21 protein-coding genes and 2 riboswitches are annotated in these 18,127 nt (G+C 67.7%); of the genes, 5 read left to right on the forward strand and 16 right to left on the reverse strand.

All coding sequences use genetic code 11. The annotated features are described in order from the left end of the window. Nucleotides 1-103 precede the first annotated feature (103 nt). From DTA22_RS37190 to DTA22_RS37195, 9 genes are all read right to left on the reverse strand, one after another. Nucleotides 104-187 (reverse strand): putative leader peptide, encoded by an 84-nt coding sequence (locus DTA22_RS37190; RefSeq protein WP_310794466.1) that lies wholly within the window; start codon nt 185-187, stop codon nt 104-106. A gap of 4 nt (nt 188-191) precedes the next feature. Further along, nucleotides 192-285, reverse strand: a riboswitch (SAM riboswitch). Between the two features lie 46 nt (nt 286-331). Next, nucleotides 332-1,726 carry an NtaA/DmoA family FMN-dependent monooxygenase gene (locus DTA22_RS22360; protein WP_112300984.1) on the reverse strand — a complete coding sequence of 465 codons (1,395 nt, stop codon included), beginning with the start codon at nt 1,724-1,726 and terminating at the stop codon, nt 332-334. A gap of 15 nt (nt 1,727-1,741) precedes the next feature. Beyond that, nucleotides 1,742-2,800 carry an LLM class flavin-dependent oxidoreductase gene (locus DTA22_RS22365; RefSeq protein ID WP_112300934.1) on the reverse strand — a complete coding sequence of 353 codons (1,059 nt, stop codon included), beginning with the start codon at nt 2,798-2,800 and terminating at the stop codon, nt 1,742-1,744. Next, a complete protein-coding gene (locus DTA22_RS22370; RefSeq protein ID WP_037230738.1) occupies nt 2,797-3,858 on the reverse strand; it encodes an LLM class flavin-dependent oxidoreductase in 1,062 nt (353 codons plus the stop codon). Before DTA22_RS22370 ends, DTA22_RS22365 begins: the two co-directional genes overlap by 4 nt. Beyond that, a complete protein-coding gene (locus DTA22_RS22375; RefSeq protein WP_112300935.1) occupies nt 3,855-4,397 on the reverse strand; it encodes a GNAT family N-acetyltransferase in 543 nt (180 codons plus the stop codon). The genes DTA22_RS22370 and DTA22_RS22375 overlap by 4 nt, the downstream gene beginning before the upstream one ends. A gap of 11 nt (nt 4,398-4,408) precedes the next feature. Beyond that, nucleotides 4,409-5,380: an ABC transporter substrate-binding protein gene (locus DTA22_RS22380; RefSeq protein ID WP_037230740.1), complete on the reverse strand. Its 972-nt coding sequence runs from the start codon at nt 5,378-5,380 to the stop codon at nt 4,409-4,411. Between the two features lie 37 nt (nt 5,381-5,417). Then, entirely contained in the window at nt 5,418-6,200 is a 783-nt protein-coding gene (locus tag DTA22_RS22385) for an amino acid ABC transporter ATP-binding protein (RefSeq protein ID WP_112300936.1), read from the reverse strand. Continuing rightward, entirely contained in the window at nt 6,197-7,177 is a 981-nt protein-coding gene (locus DTA22_RS22390) for an amino acid ABC transporter permease (protein ID WP_037230742.1), read from the reverse strand. The genes DTA22_RS22385 and DTA22_RS22390 overlap by 4 nt, the downstream gene beginning before the upstream one ends. 145 nt (nt 7,178-7,322) lie before the next feature. Further along, a complete protein-coding gene (locus DTA22_RS37195) occupies nt 7,323-7,397 on the reverse strand; it encodes a putative leader peptide (RefSeq protein ID WP_368681154.1) in 75 nt (24 codons plus the stop codon). A 7-nt stretch (nt 7,398-7,404) separates the two neighbouring features. Then, a riboswitch (SAM riboswitch) is annotated at nt 7,405-7,501 on the reverse strand. 212 nt (nt 7,502-7,713) lie between these two features. Between DTA22_RS37195 and DTA22_RS22395 the strand changes: the two genes are divergently transcribed. Beyond that, nucleotides 7,714-8,481 (forward strand): sulfite exporter TauE/SafE family protein, encoded by a 768-nt coding sequence (locus DTA22_RS22395; RefSeq protein WP_037230743.1) that lies wholly within the window; start codon nt 7,714-7,716, stop codon nt 8,479-8,481. 76 nt (nt 8,482-8,557) lie between these two features. Next, nucleotides 8,558-9,352 carry an HAD-IIA family hydrolase gene (locus DTA22_RS22400; RefSeq protein WP_052033043.1) on the forward strand — a complete coding sequence of 265 codons (795 nt, stop codon included), beginning with the start codon at nt 8,558-8,560 and terminating at the stop codon, nt 9,350-9,352. A 21-nt stretch (nt 9,353-9,373) separates the two neighbouring features. Here DTA22_RS22400 and DTA22_RS22405 read toward each other — a convergent pair whose 3' ends face one another. Both DTA22_RS22405 and DTA22_RS22410 read right to left on the reverse strand, forming a co-directional pair. Then, nucleotides 9,374-9,913, reverse strand: coding sequence for an LppA family lipoprotein (locus DTA22_RS22405; protein ID WP_112300937.1), 540 nt, complete (start codon nt 9,911-9,913; stop codon nt 9,374-9,376). Further along, the gene (locus DTA22_RS22410; RefSeq protein WP_112300938.1) at nt 9,910-11,571 is read right to left on the reverse strand and encodes an alpha/beta hydrolase; all 1,662 of its coding nucleotides are present in this window, start codon (nt 11,569-11,571) and stop codon (nt 9,910-9,912) included. Before DTA22_RS22410 ends, DTA22_RS22405 begins: the two co-directional genes overlap by 4 nt. 92 nt (nt 11,572-11,663) lie before the next feature. Here DTA22_RS22410 and DTA22_RS22415 point away from each other — a divergent pair, with 92 nt between their 5' ends. After that, complete coding sequence (locus tag DTA22_RS22415) at nt 11,664-11,984, forward strand: type VII secretion target (protein WP_112300939.1); 321 nt, start codon at nt 11,664-11,666, stop codon at nt 11,982-11,984. Between the two features lie 67 nt (nt 11,985-12,051). Here DTA22_RS22415 and DTA22_RS22420 read toward each other — a convergent pair whose 3' ends face one another. From DTA22_RS22420 to DTA22_RS22430, 3 genes are read right to left on the reverse strand one after another with little or no spacing between them, the layout of a single operon-like run. Further along, nucleotides 12,052-13,275 (reverse strand): O-succinylhomoserine sulfhydrylase, encoded by a 1,224-nt coding sequence (locus DTA22_RS22420; protein WP_081792324.1) that lies wholly within the window; start codon nt 13,273-13,275, stop codon nt 12,052-12,054. Next, nucleotides 13,272-13,691: a rhodanese-like domain-containing protein gene (locus DTA22_RS22425; protein ID WP_005562410.1), complete on the reverse strand. Its 420-nt coding sequence runs from the start codon at nt 13,689-13,691 to the stop codon at nt 13,272-13,274. The genes DTA22_RS22420 and DTA22_RS22425 overlap by 4 nt, the downstream gene beginning before the upstream one ends. 48 nt (nt 13,692-13,739) lie before the next feature. Beyond that, nucleotides 13,740-14,192, reverse strand: coding sequence for an Rv0361 family membrane protein (locus DTA22_RS22430; RefSeq protein ID WP_037230749.1), 453 nt, complete (start codon nt 14,190-14,192; stop codon nt 13,740-13,742). A 214-nt stretch (nt 14,193-14,406) separates the two neighbouring features. On the opposite strand from DTA22_RS22430, the gene DTA22_RS22435 reads away from it, so the two are divergent. Continuing rightward, nucleotides 14,407-15,798 carry an FAD-dependent oxidoreductase gene (locus DTA22_RS22435; protein ID WP_037230750.1) on the forward strand — a complete coding sequence of 464 codons (1,392 nt, stop codon included), beginning with the start codon at nt 14,407-14,409 and terminating at the stop codon, nt 15,796-15,798. 53 nt (nt 15,799-15,851) lie between these two features. On the opposite strand, the gene DTA22_RS22440 is transcribed toward DTA22_RS22435, so the two are convergent. Beyond that, on the reverse strand, nt 15,852-16,421 hold the full coding sequence (locus DTA22_RS22440) for a TetR/AcrR family transcriptional regulator (RefSeq protein ID WP_037230751.1): 570 nt from the start codon (nt 16,419-16,421) through the stop codon (nt 15,852-15,854). Nucleotides 16,422-16,527: 106 nt separating this feature from the next. On the opposite strand from DTA22_RS22440, the gene DTA22_RS22445 reads away from it, so the two are divergent. Beyond that, nucleotides 16,528-17,283: an amidohydrolase family protein gene (locus tag DTA22_RS22445; protein WP_112300940.1), complete on the forward strand. Its 756-nt coding sequence runs from the start codon at nt 16,528-16,530 to the stop codon at nt 17,281-17,283. Between the two features lie 15 nt (nt 17,284-17,298). On the opposite strand, the gene DTA22_RS22450 is transcribed toward DTA22_RS22445, so the two are convergent. After that, nucleotides 17,299-18,060, reverse strand: coding sequence for a hypothetical protein (locus DTA22_RS22450; protein ID WP_112300941.1), 762 nt, complete (start codon nt 18,058-18,060; stop codon nt 17,299-17,301). Nucleotides 18,061-18,127 lie beyond the last annotated feature (67 nt).

The following is an 18,127-nucleotide window of genomic DNA, read 5'->3' on the forward strand; positions in this document are numbered from 1 at the left end:
CCGTCGTATCGGCAGCGCTCACGCGCACAGGAAGGTGAGGGACACCGGATCCGACGCGGATGCGGTGTGAAGAGCCGGAACCCCGAGGGATCGGGGTATCAGGTCAGCTGTGACAGATCGAGGTGGACAGCCGACAGAGATCGACGTGCAGGCGCCCCCAGGCGCTCACGAAACCTTCGGTCAACATCGTTCCTCCATCGATCCCGGCGGTAGCACCCGCACCCGCAGGGCGGGGGGTTGCTGCGACGTCAACGAGCCAGGTCTCTCGGTCGCTCTGGATGGTCGTTACCGAGTGTAAGAGATCGCCGGTCGCGGCGCCACACGGACCCCGCTACCCGACCGCCTGCTGGGACTCGACCTCCCGCCGCGACAGGGCGGGCCGGAGCCCGAGGTGCTCACGCAGGGTGGAGCCTTCGTATTCCGTTCGGTACGAACCTCGCTCCTGCAATTCGGGCACCAGCAGGTCGACGATCTCGTCGAGTCCGGTGGGCACCAGATACGGCGAGATGTTGAATCCGTCCGTCGCCCCACTGCGAACCCACCGGGTGAGTTCGTCGGCGACCTGCCCGGGGGTGCCCGCGAAACCGGAGCGCTGGGTGGTCGCGATCGCCACCTGACGCAGCGACAGGTTCTGCGCCTCCGCCAGTGCCCGCCATTCCCGGGCGATGGCGAGCGGATCCTTTCCGTCACGCGCCGCCCCGCGGGTGACGGAGATCGGCGCGGGCACCGGATCGAATTCGGGCAGTGGACCGTCCGGGTCGCGATCGGACAGATCGCGGCCCCACACCTGACCGACCAGAGACAACGCCGTCTGCCCGGTGTACTGGCCCTCGAGAACCCAGCGCACCTTCTCCTCCACCTCGGACGCGTTCTCCGCGAGCACGATCTGCGTGCCCGGCAGAATCTTGACGTCGTCCTCGGGGCGCCCCGCACGACGCACTCTCGCCCTGATGTCCTCGGCGAAGGCGAGCGCCGCGTCGAAATGCGTTCCGTGCCGGGAGAAGATCACGTCGGTGTGCGCGGCCGCGAAGTCCCGGCCCGCCGGTGAGTCACCGGCCTGGAAGATGACGGGGTGTCCCTGGGCGCTGCGCGGCAGCGTGGGGGTGATCGTGACGTCGAACTGCGACGTGCGCCGGGACACCTCCCGCACCCCGTCCGGGGTTGCCCACGACGGCGCGTCGGTCCTCGTCGCGACCGCGCCGTCGGCCCACGCATCCCAGATCGCCCGGGCGGTGTCGAGGAACTGCCCGGCCCGCTCGTACCTGTCCGCGTGATCGAGGAAGCCGCCGCGCCGGAAGTTCTCACCGGTCCAGGCATTGTCCGTGGTGACCGCGTTCCAGCCGGCACGGCCACCGGACAGCAGGTCCAGCCCGGACAGCCGCCTGGCGAGGTCGGCGGGCTCGTTGTAGGTGGTGTTCTGGGTGGCCACCAACCCGATGTGCCGGGTGATGCCGGCGAGCGCCGCGAGCTGGGTGATCGCGTCCGGGCGGCCCACGATGTCGAGATCGAGAATCTTGCCCTCCTGTTCCCGCAGGCGCAGGCCCTCACCGAGGAAGAAGGCGTCGAACAGGCCGCGCTCGGCGGTCAGTGCCACCCGCCGGAACGTCTCGAAGTCGATCTGCGATCCGCTCGATGGATCCGACCAGATCGTCGTGTGGTTGACGCCCTGGAAGAAGACACCGAAGTGCACCTGGGCGCCGGGTCGGGCGTACGAGTTGTCGGTCATGTTCTCCACAACCTTTCAGCGAGAGGAGTGTTCGAGGCACTCGGCCTGGAATCGGGTGACGGGACGGTCGAGGCCCAGCGTGCCGCGCAGGGTCGAACCGGGAACGGGACGGTGGGCGATGCCGGCACGGAGAAGCGCCGGAACCACGAACCGGGCCAGCACCGGAAGGTCCTCGTCGACGACGGCGGGATGCAGGCGCACGCCGTCGACGTGCGCATCCAGGGTCCGCAACAGGTCCACCAGCCCGGTGGCATCGCCGGCGAACGACACCCGTCCGCTCGGCGGGGCAGGCGTGGACGCGCCCAGCGCGACGTCCAGTTCCGCGAACACCAGCACCGCCCCGCCTGCCTTTGCGCGCACGGCGGCCTCGACGGTGTCCTCGACGGTCGGTCCGGACACCAGCACCACGTCGACCAGCGACGGATCGGTGTCCCCCGCGCGGCCGAACACCACCAGTTGCCCCTGCGGTGGTCGCGGCACGATGGCCGGACCCTTCACCGAGTACGTCTCGCCCTGGAAGTCGAGGTAGTGCACTCGGTCGCGGTCGAGGAAACGCCCGGTCGCATAGTCGCGGATCACCGCGTCGTCCTCCCACGAATCCCACAGGTCCCGGACCACGGTGATCGCGTCCCGTTCCTCCTGCGCAAGGTCGGCGGGTGCGGTGACCTCGGCCCGGCCCAGTGCGCTCGCGACCCGCGGGTCGGTGTCGCGTGCTGCGATCCAGCCACCGCGACCGCGCGACGCGTAGTCGAGCGTCGCGAGCTGGGAGGACGTGTGAAACGGCTCGGCATACGTGGTGCCGACGACCGGTACGAGTCCGATCGTGCTGGTGGTCGCGGCGACGAACGCCGCGCGGTTCACCGCGTCGATCCGGCCGACGGGTCCCCCGCCGGCGCCGGGAGGCAGGAGCGAATCATCGAAGGAGGCGAACGTGAAACCCGCGTTCTCGGCCGCCGCGACCCGGTCCGCCACCGTTCGCCCGGTCAGCAACCGGTCGGGTGTGTGCGCGGCTCGGCGCCAGGCTTCGGGATGCGCACCCTCGCCGTCGAGTTCGATGCCCAGAACCAGGCTCATGCGTCTTCCTCCTCGGTGCGGGCCGCGAGGGGGCGGCTCGGAATGGTCTCGCGCAGCGCGGGTGCCACCTCGGCCTGGAACAGCTCCAGGCTCTCGCGGTGCTGCTTGTCGGTGCCGACGCGGTCGGCGCTCAGGTGGATCACCTCGTGGCCGAACTGCTCGTGGTAGCGCTGCACCTTGTCGATCACCTGCTGCGGGCTGCCGATCAGTGCGGAACTGCGTTCGACGAAGTCCTCGACGGTCTCGAACACGACCGGAAGTCCTGCCCTGCGGGCGAAGTCGAGGCGAGCGGCGTGAATGGGACGCCACACGTCGAGCGCGTCCTGCGAGTTCGGAGTCACGTAGAACCCGGCGGTTCCGGCGCCGACGAGGGCGTCGGCGGGATCGTGACCGTAGTGCGTCCACCGTTCGCGGTAGTGCCGGACGAGTTCGGCGTACGAGTCGATGGGATACGTGACGTTCGCCGAGAAGATCGGATCACCGTAGCGGGCCGCGAGATCCACCGATTCCTTGCTCGTCGCGCTGCCGTGCCAGATCCGGATCCGTCGCTGCAGCGGGCGCGGCAGTGCGACAGCGTGCGCGAGCGACGGCCGGAACGCGCCCTCCCAGGTGACGTCCTCACTTTCCCACAACTGCCGGAACAGTTCGTAGCCTTCGCGGTTGCGATCCCACTGGTCGTCCGGGGTGACGTGGAACAGCTCCGCTTGCGCGGTGCCGTTGCCCTTCCCGATGATGAGCTGCAGCCGGCCGCCCGACAGGTTGTCCAGCGTCGAGTAGTCCTCGAACGCGCGGACCGGGTCGAGCAGGCTCAGCGTGGTCACCGCGGTCCACAACTGCAGCGTGCCGGTGCGCGCCGCGATGGCGCTGAGCACCACGGGTGGGGACGAGGACAGGAAAGGATGCTCGTGGCGCTCGCCCACGGCGAACCCGTCGTACCCCAGTTGCTCGGCGAGGACGGCGGACTCCACGACCTCCTGCAGCCTGGCCGCAGTGCTGATCCTCTCCCCGGTCACCGGATCCGGTTGGTGAGTGATCAGGCTCATCAGCAGAAACTTCATACGGACTCGTACTCCTTTGCGGCCCAGGCGGAAGGCAGAGCGTTAGGGGTGTGCAGGACCTTCTCGAATCCGTGGATTCCGACGTCCTGCGGCGGGAGTGAGCGATCGAACAGCGCCGTGTACCCCGCGGCCAGGTACAGGGCCACCGCCTCGGGCTGCCGCGGGCCCGTGGTGAGGAAGATGCGGGAATAGCCGGCCCGGACGATCTCGGCCTCGAGCTCCCGCAGCACGATTCGTCCGAGGCCGCGGCGGCGGTGCGCCGACGAGGTCCAGATCCGTTTGAGTTCGGCCGTCGTGTCGTCGTAGCGGCGGAAGGCTCCGCCCGCCACCGATGTCCCGCCCTCGACGACGACGAGCAACGCGCCACCCGGCGCGGCGAACTCCTCCGCCGGATACGTGCTGAGATCGTCGTAGATCTCGTCGCGGGTGCGCCCGTACCGGGTGCTGTATTCGATCGCCAATTCTTCGAGCAGCGGCGCGGCGAGTGGATCTGCCTGGTCGACGAACACGGTCTGCACGGATTCGGTCCTCTCGGTCACTGGTCCTCCTGTCAGCTGGTCTTCGGGAGTCCGGGCGGGTTGACGACCGACGTGCCGACTGCCTCGCTCGCGATGTTCCAGCGGTCGAGAACCTGTGCGTACGTGCCGTTCTCGATGATGTGGTTGATTGCCTCGTTGACGGCGGTCACCAGGCCGTTGTCCTTCTTGGTGAGCACGGCGATCTCACCCTGGAGGGCGTCGCCCGCCCCCGAGAACGTTCCGGCGATCTCACTCTCCCCCGCCTGCGCCACGTGGAACGACGACGACGGGTTGGGCCCGAAGTAGGCGTCGATCCGGCCCGACGCGAGTGGCAGGTAGTAGTCGGTGACGTTCTGGTAGTAGGTGATGTCGGTGGGTTCGAGCCCCGCCGCGACGTTCTGCTCACTCCACTTCACCAGCAGCGCTTCCTGATTGGTGCCGGAGGAGACCGCGATCTTCAGGCCCGCGACGTCCTTGGGCTCCTTGATCTGGATGCCGCTGTCCTTCTTCGTCTCGAACGCGACCGTGTCGAGGCGGTAGGTCGAGAAGTCGTACTTCTCCTTCCGCTCCTCGGTGACGGTGACGTTGGAAATGAACGCGTCGGCCTCCCCCGAATCGATGCGGACGAAGTTCTGCGCCCAGTCCGCGGCCTGGAGATCGACCTTCAACCCGAGAACGTCGCCGATCAGGTACGCGAAGTCGGTCTCCGAGCCGATGAGTGTCTTGTCGTCGTCGGCGTAGAAGCGCAGGGGCGGGGCGGAACCGGCGCTGCCCGTCACGATGAGCGTGCCGCGGTCGCGGATCTGCTGGGGAACCTTCGCGGCGATCGACTCGACCTCGTCGGTGGTGATGCGGTTCTGGTCTGCGGTGAGGTTGTATCCGGCGGCCGAGGTCGGCCCCGATCCCTCGTCCTCGACGTCGCCGCCCCCGCACGCGGCGGCGAGCAGCGCGACGGTGGTGAGGGCCGAGGCCAGAATCTTCGTACGGAACCGTGCGGTGGACATGTGTGCCTTTCGGGGATCCACACCGAGGTGTGGGAAATCAGAGAACTCGGGAGAGGAATGCTGCGGTGCGGTCGTGCTGCGGGTTGTCGATGACCTGCGAGGGTGGGCCCTGTTCCACGACGACGCCGGCGTCCATGAAGACCGCCGTGTCGGCGACCTCCCGCGCGAAGCCCACCTCGTGGGTGACGATCACGAGGGTCGCGCCGTCTCGTGCCAGTTGCTTGATCACGGCGAGGACCTCGCCGACCAGTTCCGGGTCGAGGGCCGACGTGGGCTCGTCGAACAGGATCACCGCCGGGCGCAGTGCGAGGGCCCGGGCGATCGCGACCCGCTGCTGCTGGCCGCCGGACAGCTGCCGCGGGTACTCGTGGGCCTTCTCGCCCACGCCGACCCGTTCCAGCAGCGCAATCGCCTCGGCCTCGACCTCTGCCCGGTCGCGGCCCTGCGCCGACACCGGCGCCTCGATCACGTTCTCCAGCACCGTGAGGTGGGGGAACAGATTGAAATTCTGGAACACGAATCCGATCCGGGACCGCTGCTTCAGGATCTCGCGTTCACGCAGTTCGTGCAGTTTGTTGCCTTTGCGCCGGTAACCGATGAGGTCGCCGTCGATGCGAATGGTGCCGCGGTCGACCTTCTCCAGGTGGTTGAGCGTGCGCAGCAGCGTGGACTTGCCGGAACCCGACGGCCCCAGGATCACCGTCACCTCGCCCTTGCGGACCAGCAGGTCCACACCCTGGAGGACTTCGAGTGCGCCGAAGGACTTGTGGACTCCGCGAACTTCCACTGCGTACTCCGCCGGATGGGCTTCGGTTGTCATTTCGTGGCACCTCTCGGTACGGAGACACCGGCGTCACGGATCTCGGCGAACTTCCGGGTGAGCTTCTGCCACGGAGTCGGCGGCAGTGCCCGAGCCGATCCGCGCGCGTAGTGCCGCTCGACGTAGTACTGGCCGATCGACAACAGCGTGGTCAGGATGATGTACCAGATCGTCGCGACCATCAGCAGTGGCACGACGCGGCCGTTGCGGCCGAAGATCACCTGAACCTGATAGAACAGCTCGGCGATCGCCATCGTCGACACGATCGAGGTGCCCTTGAACAGGCTGATCACCTCGTTCGCGGCGTTCGGCAGGATGCCGCGCATCGCCTGGGGCAGAACGATCTTGAAGAACTGGCGACGGCGCGGGATGCCCAGCGACTGCGCCGCCTCGATCTGCCCGTGGTCCACCGAGATGATGCCGGACCGGATGATCTCGGCGGAGTACGCGGCCTGGTGCAGGGCCAGACCGATGACGGCGGCGGTGAAGCCGCTGATGACGCCGTTGACCTCGAACGTGAAGAAGCCCGGGCCGAACGGAATGCCCAGCGACAGAGTCTGATACAGGTACGTGATGTTGAACCAGAACAGGAGCTGCACGATCAGCGGAATCGATCGGAACGCCCAGATGTACACCCAGGCGATCACCTGCAGCACCGGGTTGTGCGACAAGCGGCTGACCGCCAGCACCACACCGAGTGCGAATCCGAGGATCGTCCCCCACAGCGTCAGCTTCACCGTCATCCACAGGGCCTGCAGCACGGAGCCGGCCGTGAAGTACTTGGCGAACGTGGCCCAGTCCCACCCCGGGTTGGTGGCGAGGCCGTGGACGAACTGGGCGAGTAGTACCAGCACGACGGCGCTGACGATCCACCGCCACGGATGCCACCTCCGCGCCACTTCCAGCGCGGCGTCCCCGTCGCCGGAGGGCACTGACTCGAGGGGCGCGGCCGAACGCGCCCGGACGGGGGCGCTCACGCTCCCTCACCACTTACGACAGACATCACTGAGGCGGCCTTTCACCTGGAACCGGGACGGGAGGAGGGCGCGTCTTCCGCGGGATGCGGGCGCGCGTCAGGCGCTCACCGGGCGAAATGCCCGGGGAGCGTGCTGTGAGACCCCGTCAACAGTGGCAGGAGGTGGTCCGGCACAGGTCGATGTGCCGTCTGCGCCACGCAGGGCGCGCGAGGTAGTTCATGTGCTGCCTTCCATCGATCCCGGCGGTAGCACCCGCACCCGAAGAATTCGGAAGGGTTGCTGCGACGTCAACGAGCCAGGTCTCTCGGTCGCTCTGGATGGTTGAAGCGAACACTAGCCGCATTCCCGGGACCCGTCAACACGGGGTATTTCCCTGCGACACAGGGGAAATGGTGACGATCGCCCGCAAGAATCACCGTGCGCAGAAGTACTGACAGACGGAGATCCATGCGGTTGAATGGGGCTTGCAGCCCTGCATCTCCACGGTGGTGCGACCCGGCTGCCGGGCCTCCGGAGGCCCTTGTAACGTCGCCTCGGTGACACCACTCGAAGTCATCGCGATCCTGGTAGCCGGCGTAGGCGCGGGCGCGATCAACGCCATCGTCGGCAGCGGCACGCTCATCACCTTCCCCACCCTGGTGGCATTCGGGTTCCCTCCGGTGACCGCCACGATGTCGAATGCGATCGGCCTGGTCGCCGGTGGCGTGTCCGGGACGTGGGGGTACCGGCGGGAACTGGCCGGGCAGGGACCGCGGCTGCGGTGGCAGATCCCGGCGTCACTGTGCGGTGCGATTCTCGGCTCGTGGCTACTGCTGCACCTGCCCGAAACTGTGTTCGAACTCGTCGTCCCGGTGCTGCTGATCCTCGCCCTGATCCTGGTGGTGCTGCAGCCGAAGATCCAGGCCTGGGCGAAGCAGCGCGGCAGCCACGAGGCGGGCCTGAGCCCGGCGCGCCTCACCCTGCTGACCGTCGGCACGTTCGCGGTGGGCGTGTACGGCGGATACTTCACCGCTGCGCAAGGCATCCTGCTGATGGGCGTGATGGGCGCGATCCTGCCGGAGAGCCTGCAACGGATGAACGGCGCGAAGAACCTGCTCTCGCTCATCGTCAACGTCGTCGCCGCGACCGCGTACACGCTCGTGGCCTTCGACCGGATCAGCTGGGCGGCCGCCGGCCTCATCGCGGTGGGCTCGCTACTCGGAGGCGTCCTCGGCGCCCGCTACGGCCGCAGGCTGTCGCCCACCGCGTTGCGGGGAACCATCGTCGTCGTCGGCCTCATCGGTCTGTTCCGGCTGCTCGCATAGTCGCGCATGCACCCTGCCACTCCCTCATACTGAGTCGGTGAGCAACGACGTAGAGCACCCGGGCTGGACCTACCTCATGGACATGGACGGCGTTCTCGTCCACGAAGAGCACCTGGTCCCCGGGGCCGACCTGTTCCTGGCCGAACTCCGGGAGTCGGGTACCCCGTTCATCGTGCTGACCAACAATTCGATCAGGACTCCGCGCGACCTCCGCGCCCGTCTGCTCCGCACCGGCCTGGACATCCCCGAGGAATCGATCTGGACGTCCGCCCTGGCCACCGCGACGTTCCTGGCGAGCCAGCGTCCGGGCGGCAGCGCGTACGTCGTCGGCGAATCCGGGCTCACCACCGCGCTGCACGACATCGGGTACGTCCTCACCGAGAACGATCCCGACTACGTGGTCCTCGGCGAGACCCGCACCTACTCCTTCGAGGCCATCACCACCGCAATTCGTCTGGTGGAGAGGGGCGCTCGCTTCATCGCCACCAACCCCGACCCCACCGGGCCGTCCCGGGAGGGTTCCCTTCCGGCCACGGGATCCGTTGCGGCACTGATCAGCAGGGCCACCGGTCGCGACCCGTACTACGTGGGCAAGCCGAATGCGCTGATGATGCGCTCGGCGCTGCGGGCCATCGGCGCGCACTCCGCGAACACATTGATGATCGGCGACCGCATGGACACCGACATCGTCTGCGGGCTCGAGGCCGGGTTGCAGACCATCCTCGTCCTCACCGGAATTTCGACGCGGGATTCGGTGGAACTGTTCCCCTACCGCCCCACCGCGGTGCTCAAATCGGTCGCCGATCTGGTCGGCCGCACGTCGGATCCGTTCGGCGGCGATGCGGCTCCGCCGCCCGTGAGTACTTCTTAACCGCGGGACGTTAACAAGTACTCACGGGTGGCGGCAGCCGGTGATGCCGCTGATGGTCGCTGCCCGGTACGTCCCGAACGTGATCCGGTTCCCGTCCCCACCGGCGAACGTGACGTCGTGGCGTCCGGGTCGGTCGGCGTGCACGTCGAGCCGGTCCATTCCGGCGTCGGTGGCGATCGCACGGGCCGCGGTCAGCACGGCGGGCCAGTCGGCGTCGCCGATCGGGTTGTCGGACAGCAATACCTGCGTGGTGACGGAAAGCCCCTCCGTGTACGCATACGGTCCCGGGCACCCGCCGCCCTGGCTGCGTTCGCGATGCCACCGCCACCGGACGTCCGGTGCTATCGCAGCGACGGCCTCGCTCATCCGCACCAGCGCATCGGTGACGTGCCGCTCGGTGACCGCGAGTGTCGGCCGGCCGCTCAGGCTCTCCGCCGCCGCAGCGATCTCCTCGTCGCTGAAGTTGTACGGGTTGTCCGTCACGCCACCACATCCGTTCGTCAGGATCGCCGCGCCGATCACGGCGACCGCCTTCATTGCCCATTCGCCGCGGACCGTCACCGGATCGCCAGTTCCGGCATGCCCGCGACGATCACCGCCATGTTGTAGCCGGACGTCCGTAACTCTCCGTTGCCGCTCGGCCGTGGATACTCGCTGTGCCCGTTGGCATCTTCCCGCTGCACGCCGTCGGGGGTCGACGCCTCGCGCACCGACAGTTGTTCGAGGTCCGTCTGCACCGGATCGGGGCCGAGCCTGCCGAACCCGTCTGCCACGGTGATGGGGTCGTCGTGTGCGCGCATCACGAACCCGTGCCGGGGTGTCAAACCGAGATCCGATTCGTCGTTCGAGTCGAACCCGGGCGACCCGTAGAACACGGCGTCGTCGACCGGTTGCCGCGGTCCCGCGTCCTGCAGGGCCAGGCCCTGGGTGTACGAACCATACGAATGGCCGAGCGCGGTGATGTGCGGATCGGGCGTCTGCGAGGCGACGTCGAGGCCCTCGTAGAACGCGGCGAGCTTCGGTGCACCCGCGGTCGCGCGGCCGGACTGCCAGGAATCGACGAGCCATCCACGCCCGAGATTCTGGTCGATGAACGGCACATCGAAATTGCCCGGACCGGTGGTCGTCGGCGGTTGATACCCCAGCCACGCGATCGTCGACACCGAATCGCTCGAGCGGCCGGCCAGGTCCAATTGCCGTTCGGTCTCGGCTTTCAGCGCCGCCGCCTCCTCGGTCATCCCGCGCAGCGAGGCGACGGTCGTGTCGATGCCCGGTGTGGTGACGGAGATGTGGTCGGCGGTGTCCGGGTCGCCGAGTGCGAATGCGGTCATCGTCCGTTCACCCGACTGCAGGTCGAGCAGCATCAGCCTGCCGTCCGGGTGAGCGCGCACGAGTTCCTCGAGGTTGTCGAGGTCCCGCAACTTCTGCTCGGCGTACCACAGTTCGGCGTCGTCGTCGGTGAATGTTCCACCGAACATGGTGTGGTCCAGCCTGTCCCGGAGTCGGTCTCGTTCCGTCTCCCACCGCGACCGCTCGTCGTCGAACCGGGTCACATTCGCCTCGTGCCGCACCACGGACGGGATGCCGTCGCGATTTCCCACCCATTCGGGATGCTGCTCGATCACCTCGCGGCGCTGGGCTGCCGGCAGGGCGTCCCAGTACGCGCGGTTGTCGAGCGGGGAGCCGTCCGGCGGGGGCGGCGGGGCGGACAGTCCGGTGCCCGGGCGATCCGCCTCACCGGGTTCGGTCGCGCCGTCCGCGGCCCGCGTGAGGACGGCGGCCGCGTCGGCGACGAGGTCCTCGGCGTGCAGAATCAGCGCGCGGGCGGCGGCACGGAGTTCTTCACGACGCGCTGCCACTGAGGCGTCGACGGGCGATCCATCGGTGACATCCCCATTGTCGGACAGGGCCATACCGTGGGCGGCAGCCGCTTCCCGGACGCCCTCGAGCTCGGTCTTCAGGTGCGTGACCGCGTCGACCAGGTCGCGGGCCAATTTCTCGACGACGGCGATCGCCGCGGCCTCGCCGCTCAGATCATCCGCGGCGCTCCGGAACCGCCGACGTGCGGCGTCCGCAGCGTCGTCCTGCCACGCCGGCAACCGGCCGATGTCGGCGAGACGGTCCTGCACGAAACGGATCGTCGCCGCCCGCGCGGACAGCGACCGCTGCACGGCGTGCAGCGCGTGGGTGTCCCACTGGGCAATGTCCTTCAGATTCACGATCCCCCCCAGGATGCATAATGCCCGTACCCTAACGGATCGATCGCGTCCGCGGGAGTCCGATCTCGCTCGACCGACACGAAGGATCGATAATGAGCGGTTCCATCCACGTCGACACCGCGGCCCTCCGCGCAGCGGCCGGTCAGCTCGACGTCCTGTTCGACGATGCGTCCTCACAGCTGAACACCACCGACGCGGCCCTCGCCGACTCGGGTGCGGCGTGGCCGGAGGCAGCCGGCGTCGCGTTCGGCCGGTTCACGTCCTACCTCGACGATCGGCGGGAATTGTTGCAGCGGACTGTGGCCGAGATGTCGGCGAGTCTCGCCGAGAGCGCGCGGCGGTACGACACTCAGGACGGGACCACAGCCGGGCACCTCGACGCGGTCGCGCAGGCGACGAGCCTCGACCTCTAGGCGCTTCGCACCCGTGCGCCTTTCTGATTGCTGGAACAACCAGAAGGCGCACGAGCGGCGTAGCCGCCTATGCCAGCGCCTGCTCCAGGTCCGTCAGCAGGTCCGCGGTGTCTTCGAGTCCCACGGACAGGCGGACGACGCCGTCGGTGATGCCCACGGCTGCACGACCTTCCGGGCCCATCGCCCGGTGGGTGGTGGTGGCGGGGTGGGTGATGAGCGACTTGGAGTCGCCGAGGTTGTTGGAGATGTTGACCAGCCGCAGGGCATCGAGGAGTTCGAATGCCCGCTTCTTCGCTTCGCCCTCGGATGCGTTCAGCGCGAACGTGACGACGGTGCCGCCGCCGCTCATCTGGCGCTTCGCGAGTTCGTACTGGGGGTGCGACTCGAGGAACGGGTACTTGACCCAGTCGACAGCGGAGTGACCCTCGAGGAACTGTGCGATCTCCAGTGCGGACCCGACGGAGTGCCGCACCCGGATCGGCATCGTCTCGAGCCCCTTGAGGAGCGTCCACGCGTTGAACGGGCTCAGCGCCGGCCCGGTGTGGCGCATCAGGTTCTGGACGGGCCCCTCGATGTAGTCCTTCGGTCCGAGGATCGCCCCGCCGAGCACGCGGCCCTGGCCGTCGATGTGCTTGGTGCCGGAGTAGACGACGATGTCGGCACCCAACTCCAGGCTGTGCTGCAGCAGCGGCGTCGCGAACACGTTGTCCAGCACGACCTTTGCGCCGGCGGCGTGCGCGAGTTCCGTCACGCGGGGCACGTCGACGAGCGTCTGCATCGGGTTCGACGGTGTCTCGAAGAACACCGCGGTGGTCGGCTCGGACAGAGCCTTCTCCCACTGGTCGAGGTCTTCACCGTCGACGAACACCGTCTCCACACCCCAGCGGGGCAGGATCTCGTTGCACACCACGAAGCAGGAGCCGAACAGGCTGCGTGCCGCAACCAGCCGGTCGCCGGCCTTCAGCAGCGCACCCAGCGCGGTGAACACCGCGGACATGCCGCTGGCGGTGCCGAAGCACGCTTCCGCGCCCTCGATGAGGCGCAGCCGCTCCTCGAACATCTTCACGGTCGGGTTGCCGTACCGGGAATAGACGAAGTGGTCGATCTCGCCGGTGAACGACGCCTCGGCCGCTCCCGCGCTCTCGAACACGAAACCGGAGTTCAGGAAGATCGCTTCGGACGTCTCTTCGAAACCGGAGCGGAGGGTTCCTCCGCGCACGCTGATCGTGCCCTGGCCGATGTCGTCCGGCAGCGCCTTCTGAAACGCGCCGCCCTGAGGAATTGCACTCACCACTGCCTCCACGGCAGGCCCAAAGCCCGCCAGCCGACCGCCCCACGATGACCTTCGGCGTCCAGGCCGCCTTCGAAACCGTCGAGCACGTTGTACGACGGGCCGATGCCCGCCGCTGTCGCGGCCTCCGCCGCACCGATGGACCGCTGGCCGGAACGACACAGGAAGATCACCGGGGCATTCTCGCCACCCGCGATCCCCGCCTCCTTCAGCTGGTCCACGAAGTTGTCGTTACGAGTGCCCGTCGGGTAGCTGACCCATTCGATCAGCACGGTCTTCCGCCCGAGCGAGGTGGTGTCGGGCACGCCGACGTACTTCCACTCGGCGTCCGTCCGCACGTCCACGAGCACAGCGTCGGGATTCTCGCGGAGCAGCTCCCAGGCATGCTCCGGCGTTATGTCGCCTGCGTAACTCACCATGTCAGCTTTTCACAACCCTGTTCGGTGCGCCCTTCCGGGCAACGGTCAGTTGCAGACGACCCATGTCTCGCCGTCCCGCGTCAATTGCCATGTATCCGTCGTCTCGCCCTTGCCGTCGTCGGCGCTGACCCGGACCTCCGCGCGGGCACGGTCCCCGTTGACCTCCGACGACTCGACGCCCTTCAGCGTGACCTCGCCTTCCCGGTCCCGGAGCACCGACCGGTCGTCGGACCACGACGCGCAGACCAGCGTCTTCTGCAGATCGGCGTCGTCGTGGTTGTGGGCCTGGATGAAGTCGGCGACCGAACGGTTGATGCGGTCCGCTTCCGTGACGTTCTCGTCGGCGGGCGAGAGCCTGCTGGACACGACGATGGCGACCAGGATGACGACGATGACGGTGACGGCGGCGATGAACGGCACCGCCGTGGTGCGCCGCGGATCCACCGGATCTTCGGTGCCTTCCGCGTCGCGCTGGGGCGATTCGCTCGAACCGGACATGACTTCCCTTCGATCTCGGCGTGGCCACGAGTGTATAGAGCAGCCCCTACAAATCGTGTTTGTGACCCCCCAAGACGAAGGCGACTACCCTCTACAGGCGTGCGTCCCGAGAATGGGCTCTGCCCTGTCTGCCGCACCTCGGCCACCCGATTAGGCTGGGCTTAATTTAAGCTGAGGTTTCGTTGTCCGCCCATCAGAAGGTAGTTCGCTCCAGATGACTGATCAGACACGTCCGTTGCGCGTTGCGATCGTGGGTGCCGGCCCCGCCGGTATCTACGCAGCCGACGCTCTCATGAAATCCGATGCCGCGTCTGACGGCGGGATCAGCATCGACCTCTTCGAGCGGATGCCTGCCCCCTTCGGTCTGATCCGGTACGGCGTCGCACCCGACCACCCGCGCATCAAGGGCATCATCACCGCCCTGCACAAGGTGCTCGACAAGCCGTCGGTGCGCCTGCTGGGCAACATCGACTACGGCAGCGACATCACCCTCGAAGATCTGCACAATTTCTACGACGCGGTGATCTTCTCCACCGGCGCCAACGCCGACCGCGCCCTCAACATCCCGGGCATCGAACTGGACGGCAGCTACGGCGCCGCCGACTTCGTCTCCTGGTACGACGGCCACCCCGACGTCCCGCGCACCTGGCCTCTCGAGGCCGAGAAGGTCGCCGTCCTCGGTGTCGGCAACGTCGCCCTCGACATCGCCCGCGTCCTCGCCAAGACCGGCGACGAACTGCTGCCGACGGAGATCCCCGCCAACGTCTACGAGGGACTCAAGGGCAACAAGGCCGTCGAGGTCCACGTGTTCGGTCGCCGCGGACCCGCGCAGGCCAAGTTCACCCCCCTCGAGCTGCGTGAACTCGACCACTCGCCGACGATCGAGGTCATCGTCGACCCCGAGGACATCGACTACGACGAGGGCTCCGAGCAGGCGCGCCGCAACTCCAAGCAGGTCGACATGGTCGCCAACACCCTGCAGGACTGGGCCATCCGCGACGTGGGCAACCGTCCGCACAAGCTGTTCCTGCACTTCTTCGAATCGCCTACCGAGGTGCTCGGCGAAGACGGCAAGGTGGTCGGTCTGCGCACCGAGCGCACCCAGCTCGACGGCACCGGCAACGTCAAGGGCACCGGCAAGTTCAATGACTGGGACGTGCAGGCCGTGTACCGCGCGGTGGGTTACCTCTCGCAGAACATCGCCAAGCTCCCGTTCGACGAGCAGGCAGGCACCGTCCCGAACGAGGCCGGACGCGTCATCGCCGACGACTCCGCCGAGGGCAACGACCGGTTCATGCCCGCCACCTACGTCACCGGCTGGATCAAGCGCGGCCCGGTCGGCCTGATCGGCCACACCAAGGGTGACGCCAACGAGACCGTCGCGAACCTGCTCGAGGACCGGTCCGGTTTCGCCGAGCCCGCCAACCCGTCCGAGGACGCGATCATCGACTTCCTCGAGGGCAAGCAGGTCCCGTACACCACCTGGCAGGGCTGGTACCGCCTCGACGCGCACGAGCGCAGCCTGGGCGAGCCCGAGGGCCGGGAGCGGATCAAGGTCGTCGAGCGCGAAGACATGCTCAAGGCCAGCGAGCCCGACAAGGCCTGATCTTCCGAATCGGTGTGAAGGGAACCTCCTGCGGGAGGTTCCCTTCCGTCGTCTCAGGCCAGGTGTGACGACAGCGCCCGCAACGCCGTGAGCAGTTCCTCGGCCGACATCGCGTGGTCGGGGTCGACCAGCCACTGCTCCGCGACGCCGAGCAGCAGCGCCTGGTACAGCGCGCCCAGCGTGTGCGCCCGGCCCGGCTCGATGCCCGCGTCACCGAAGAGCTCGACCAACCCGTCGCGGGCATCGGCGGTCGACGCCACCAGGTTCTTTCTCAATTCCGGCAGGGAGTCCAGGTGCCCGAGCAGTTCGAACTGCAGCATCCACAACCGACGATGGGCGGTGAACGACTCGATGACACCGGTCCAGATGGCCTCGAACCGTTCCGTGGGACTCATGCCGGGTTCGATCTTCTTCGCGGCGGCCGTCGCGAGGTCGTCACCCCAGCGTGCCATCTCCCGGTACAGCGCGGCGTGGAGCAGCGTCTCCTTGGTGCCGAAGTGGTAGCCGATGGCCGCGAGGCTCACCCCGGATGCCGACGCGATGTCCCGGGCCGTCGTCCGCGAGTATCCCTTTTCGTACAGGCTGCGCGCGGCGCCGTCGATCAGGTCTTCGCGATTTCCCATGACCTCACCCTAATGAGCCTGAGACGTAGGTGTAGGACGCTCGTACCAGCACTCGCGGACCGCTCCGCGACTCGGCGTGTCCCCCGCACAAGGCAGGATGTAAGTCGTGTTTGACGCCCACGTTCACATCATCGACCCCCGGTTCCCGGTGGTCGAGAACCACGGCTACCTCCCGGAGCCGTTCACCATCGCCGACTACCGGGCGCGCACGGAAGGCTTCGGTGTGGACGGCGGCGCCGTCGTCACGGCCTCGTATCAGGGCACCGATCAGAACTACCTGAAGGCGGCGCTCGCGGAGCTCGGCCCCAGCTGGGTGGGCGTCACCCAGATGGAGCCCGACGCCACCGACGAGAGCATCCTCGAACTCGATCGCGCCGGGGTTCGCGCCGTCCGATTCAACCTCCGGCGCAGCGCGACCGACGTGAAACTCCTCACCAAGCAGGCCCTCCGTGCATACGAGCTGGCCGGCTGGCACGCCGAGTTCTACGTGGACGCCACGCTGCTGCTGTCGCTCGAGCCCGTGTTCGCCAAGCTGCCCGCGGTGTGCATCGACCACCTGGGGATGTCGACACGGGGTCTGCCGTACCTGCTCGACCTCGTCGACCGAGGAGTCCGGGTGAAGGCCACCGGGTTCGGGCGAACCACCATCGAGAACGTCGGCGACGTGCTGCGCAGGATCCACGCCGTCAACCCCGAGGCGCTGATGTTCGGTACCGACCTTCCGGGTAGCCGTTCCCGAAGAGTGTTCCAGGACAGCGATATCGACATCGTCGCGGACGCGGTGGGTGACGACTTCGACGCCGTCATGGGCGGCAACGCACGCGCCTGGTACCGCTGCGACACTCCCGGAGGAACCTGCTAGCACGTAGGCCCCTTGTCAACAGCCTTCCATCTGCACACTGTTCATCGACACCATCTCGGCCACCGGCGGCGTCTGCGGTTGCGACACCAGCCACGTGTTGTAGTTGTTCATCTCGTCGCAGTCGAGCTGTTCGCGGCGTTCCTGCCGCCGCTCACGCTGCCGATCGTCCATCTGGTCGTCATTCCGGTCGACGGCGATGCCGCCTGCGGTCGAACCGTTGGCCTGCCGTTCGAGCCCCCGGACGCCGTCGGCGGTCATGATCCAGCCGAGAGTGTAGTCGGCGCCGTCGCGGTTGGTGGCTGCCCGGAACATGCCCTCGTCGGCGCCGGCCGGGTGGGCAACGAACGCCTTGTCGGGCATACCCGGCGCGCTGACCTGCCCCGTCACGGTGCCGTCACTCATCGACGCGGTGAGGGTCGCTCCGTCCGGCGAGGACAGCGACGCCTTGTCGCCGTCCATGGTGCCGGTCATCCATGTCCACATCTGGTCTCCGTCGCACAGGAAGGCGATCATCTCGTCGCCGGACCTGGCCAGCGCGACGTACGCGTCGGATCCGTCGACCGAACCGACGTAGGTCGGCTCCATCTGCGGGGTCATCACGAAAGGTGACGGAACCTTCTCCATCATGTTCGACGCGGGCGCCGCTTCGCCGCTGCTCGTGGCGGCTGCGCTGGTCGTGCTCGGTGCCGCCGAGTCGGACGAGTCGTCGCCGCAGCCGCTCAGGGAGAGGGCCACGGCGGCGAGGGGCGCCAGGATCCAGGTCGTCTTCTTGTTCACGGCGTATTCCTCCGCTAGCCGGGAAGATCAACATCCGCATTTCATCATCGCAGGTGGAGGACGCTTC

Source organism: Rhodococcus wratislaviensis (assembly GCF_900455735.1).
In the GTDB taxonomy this organism is placed as follows: domain Bacteria; phylum Actinomycetota; class Actinomycetes; order Mycobacteriales; family Mycobacteriaceae; genus Rhodococcus_F; species Rhodococcus_F wratislaviensis.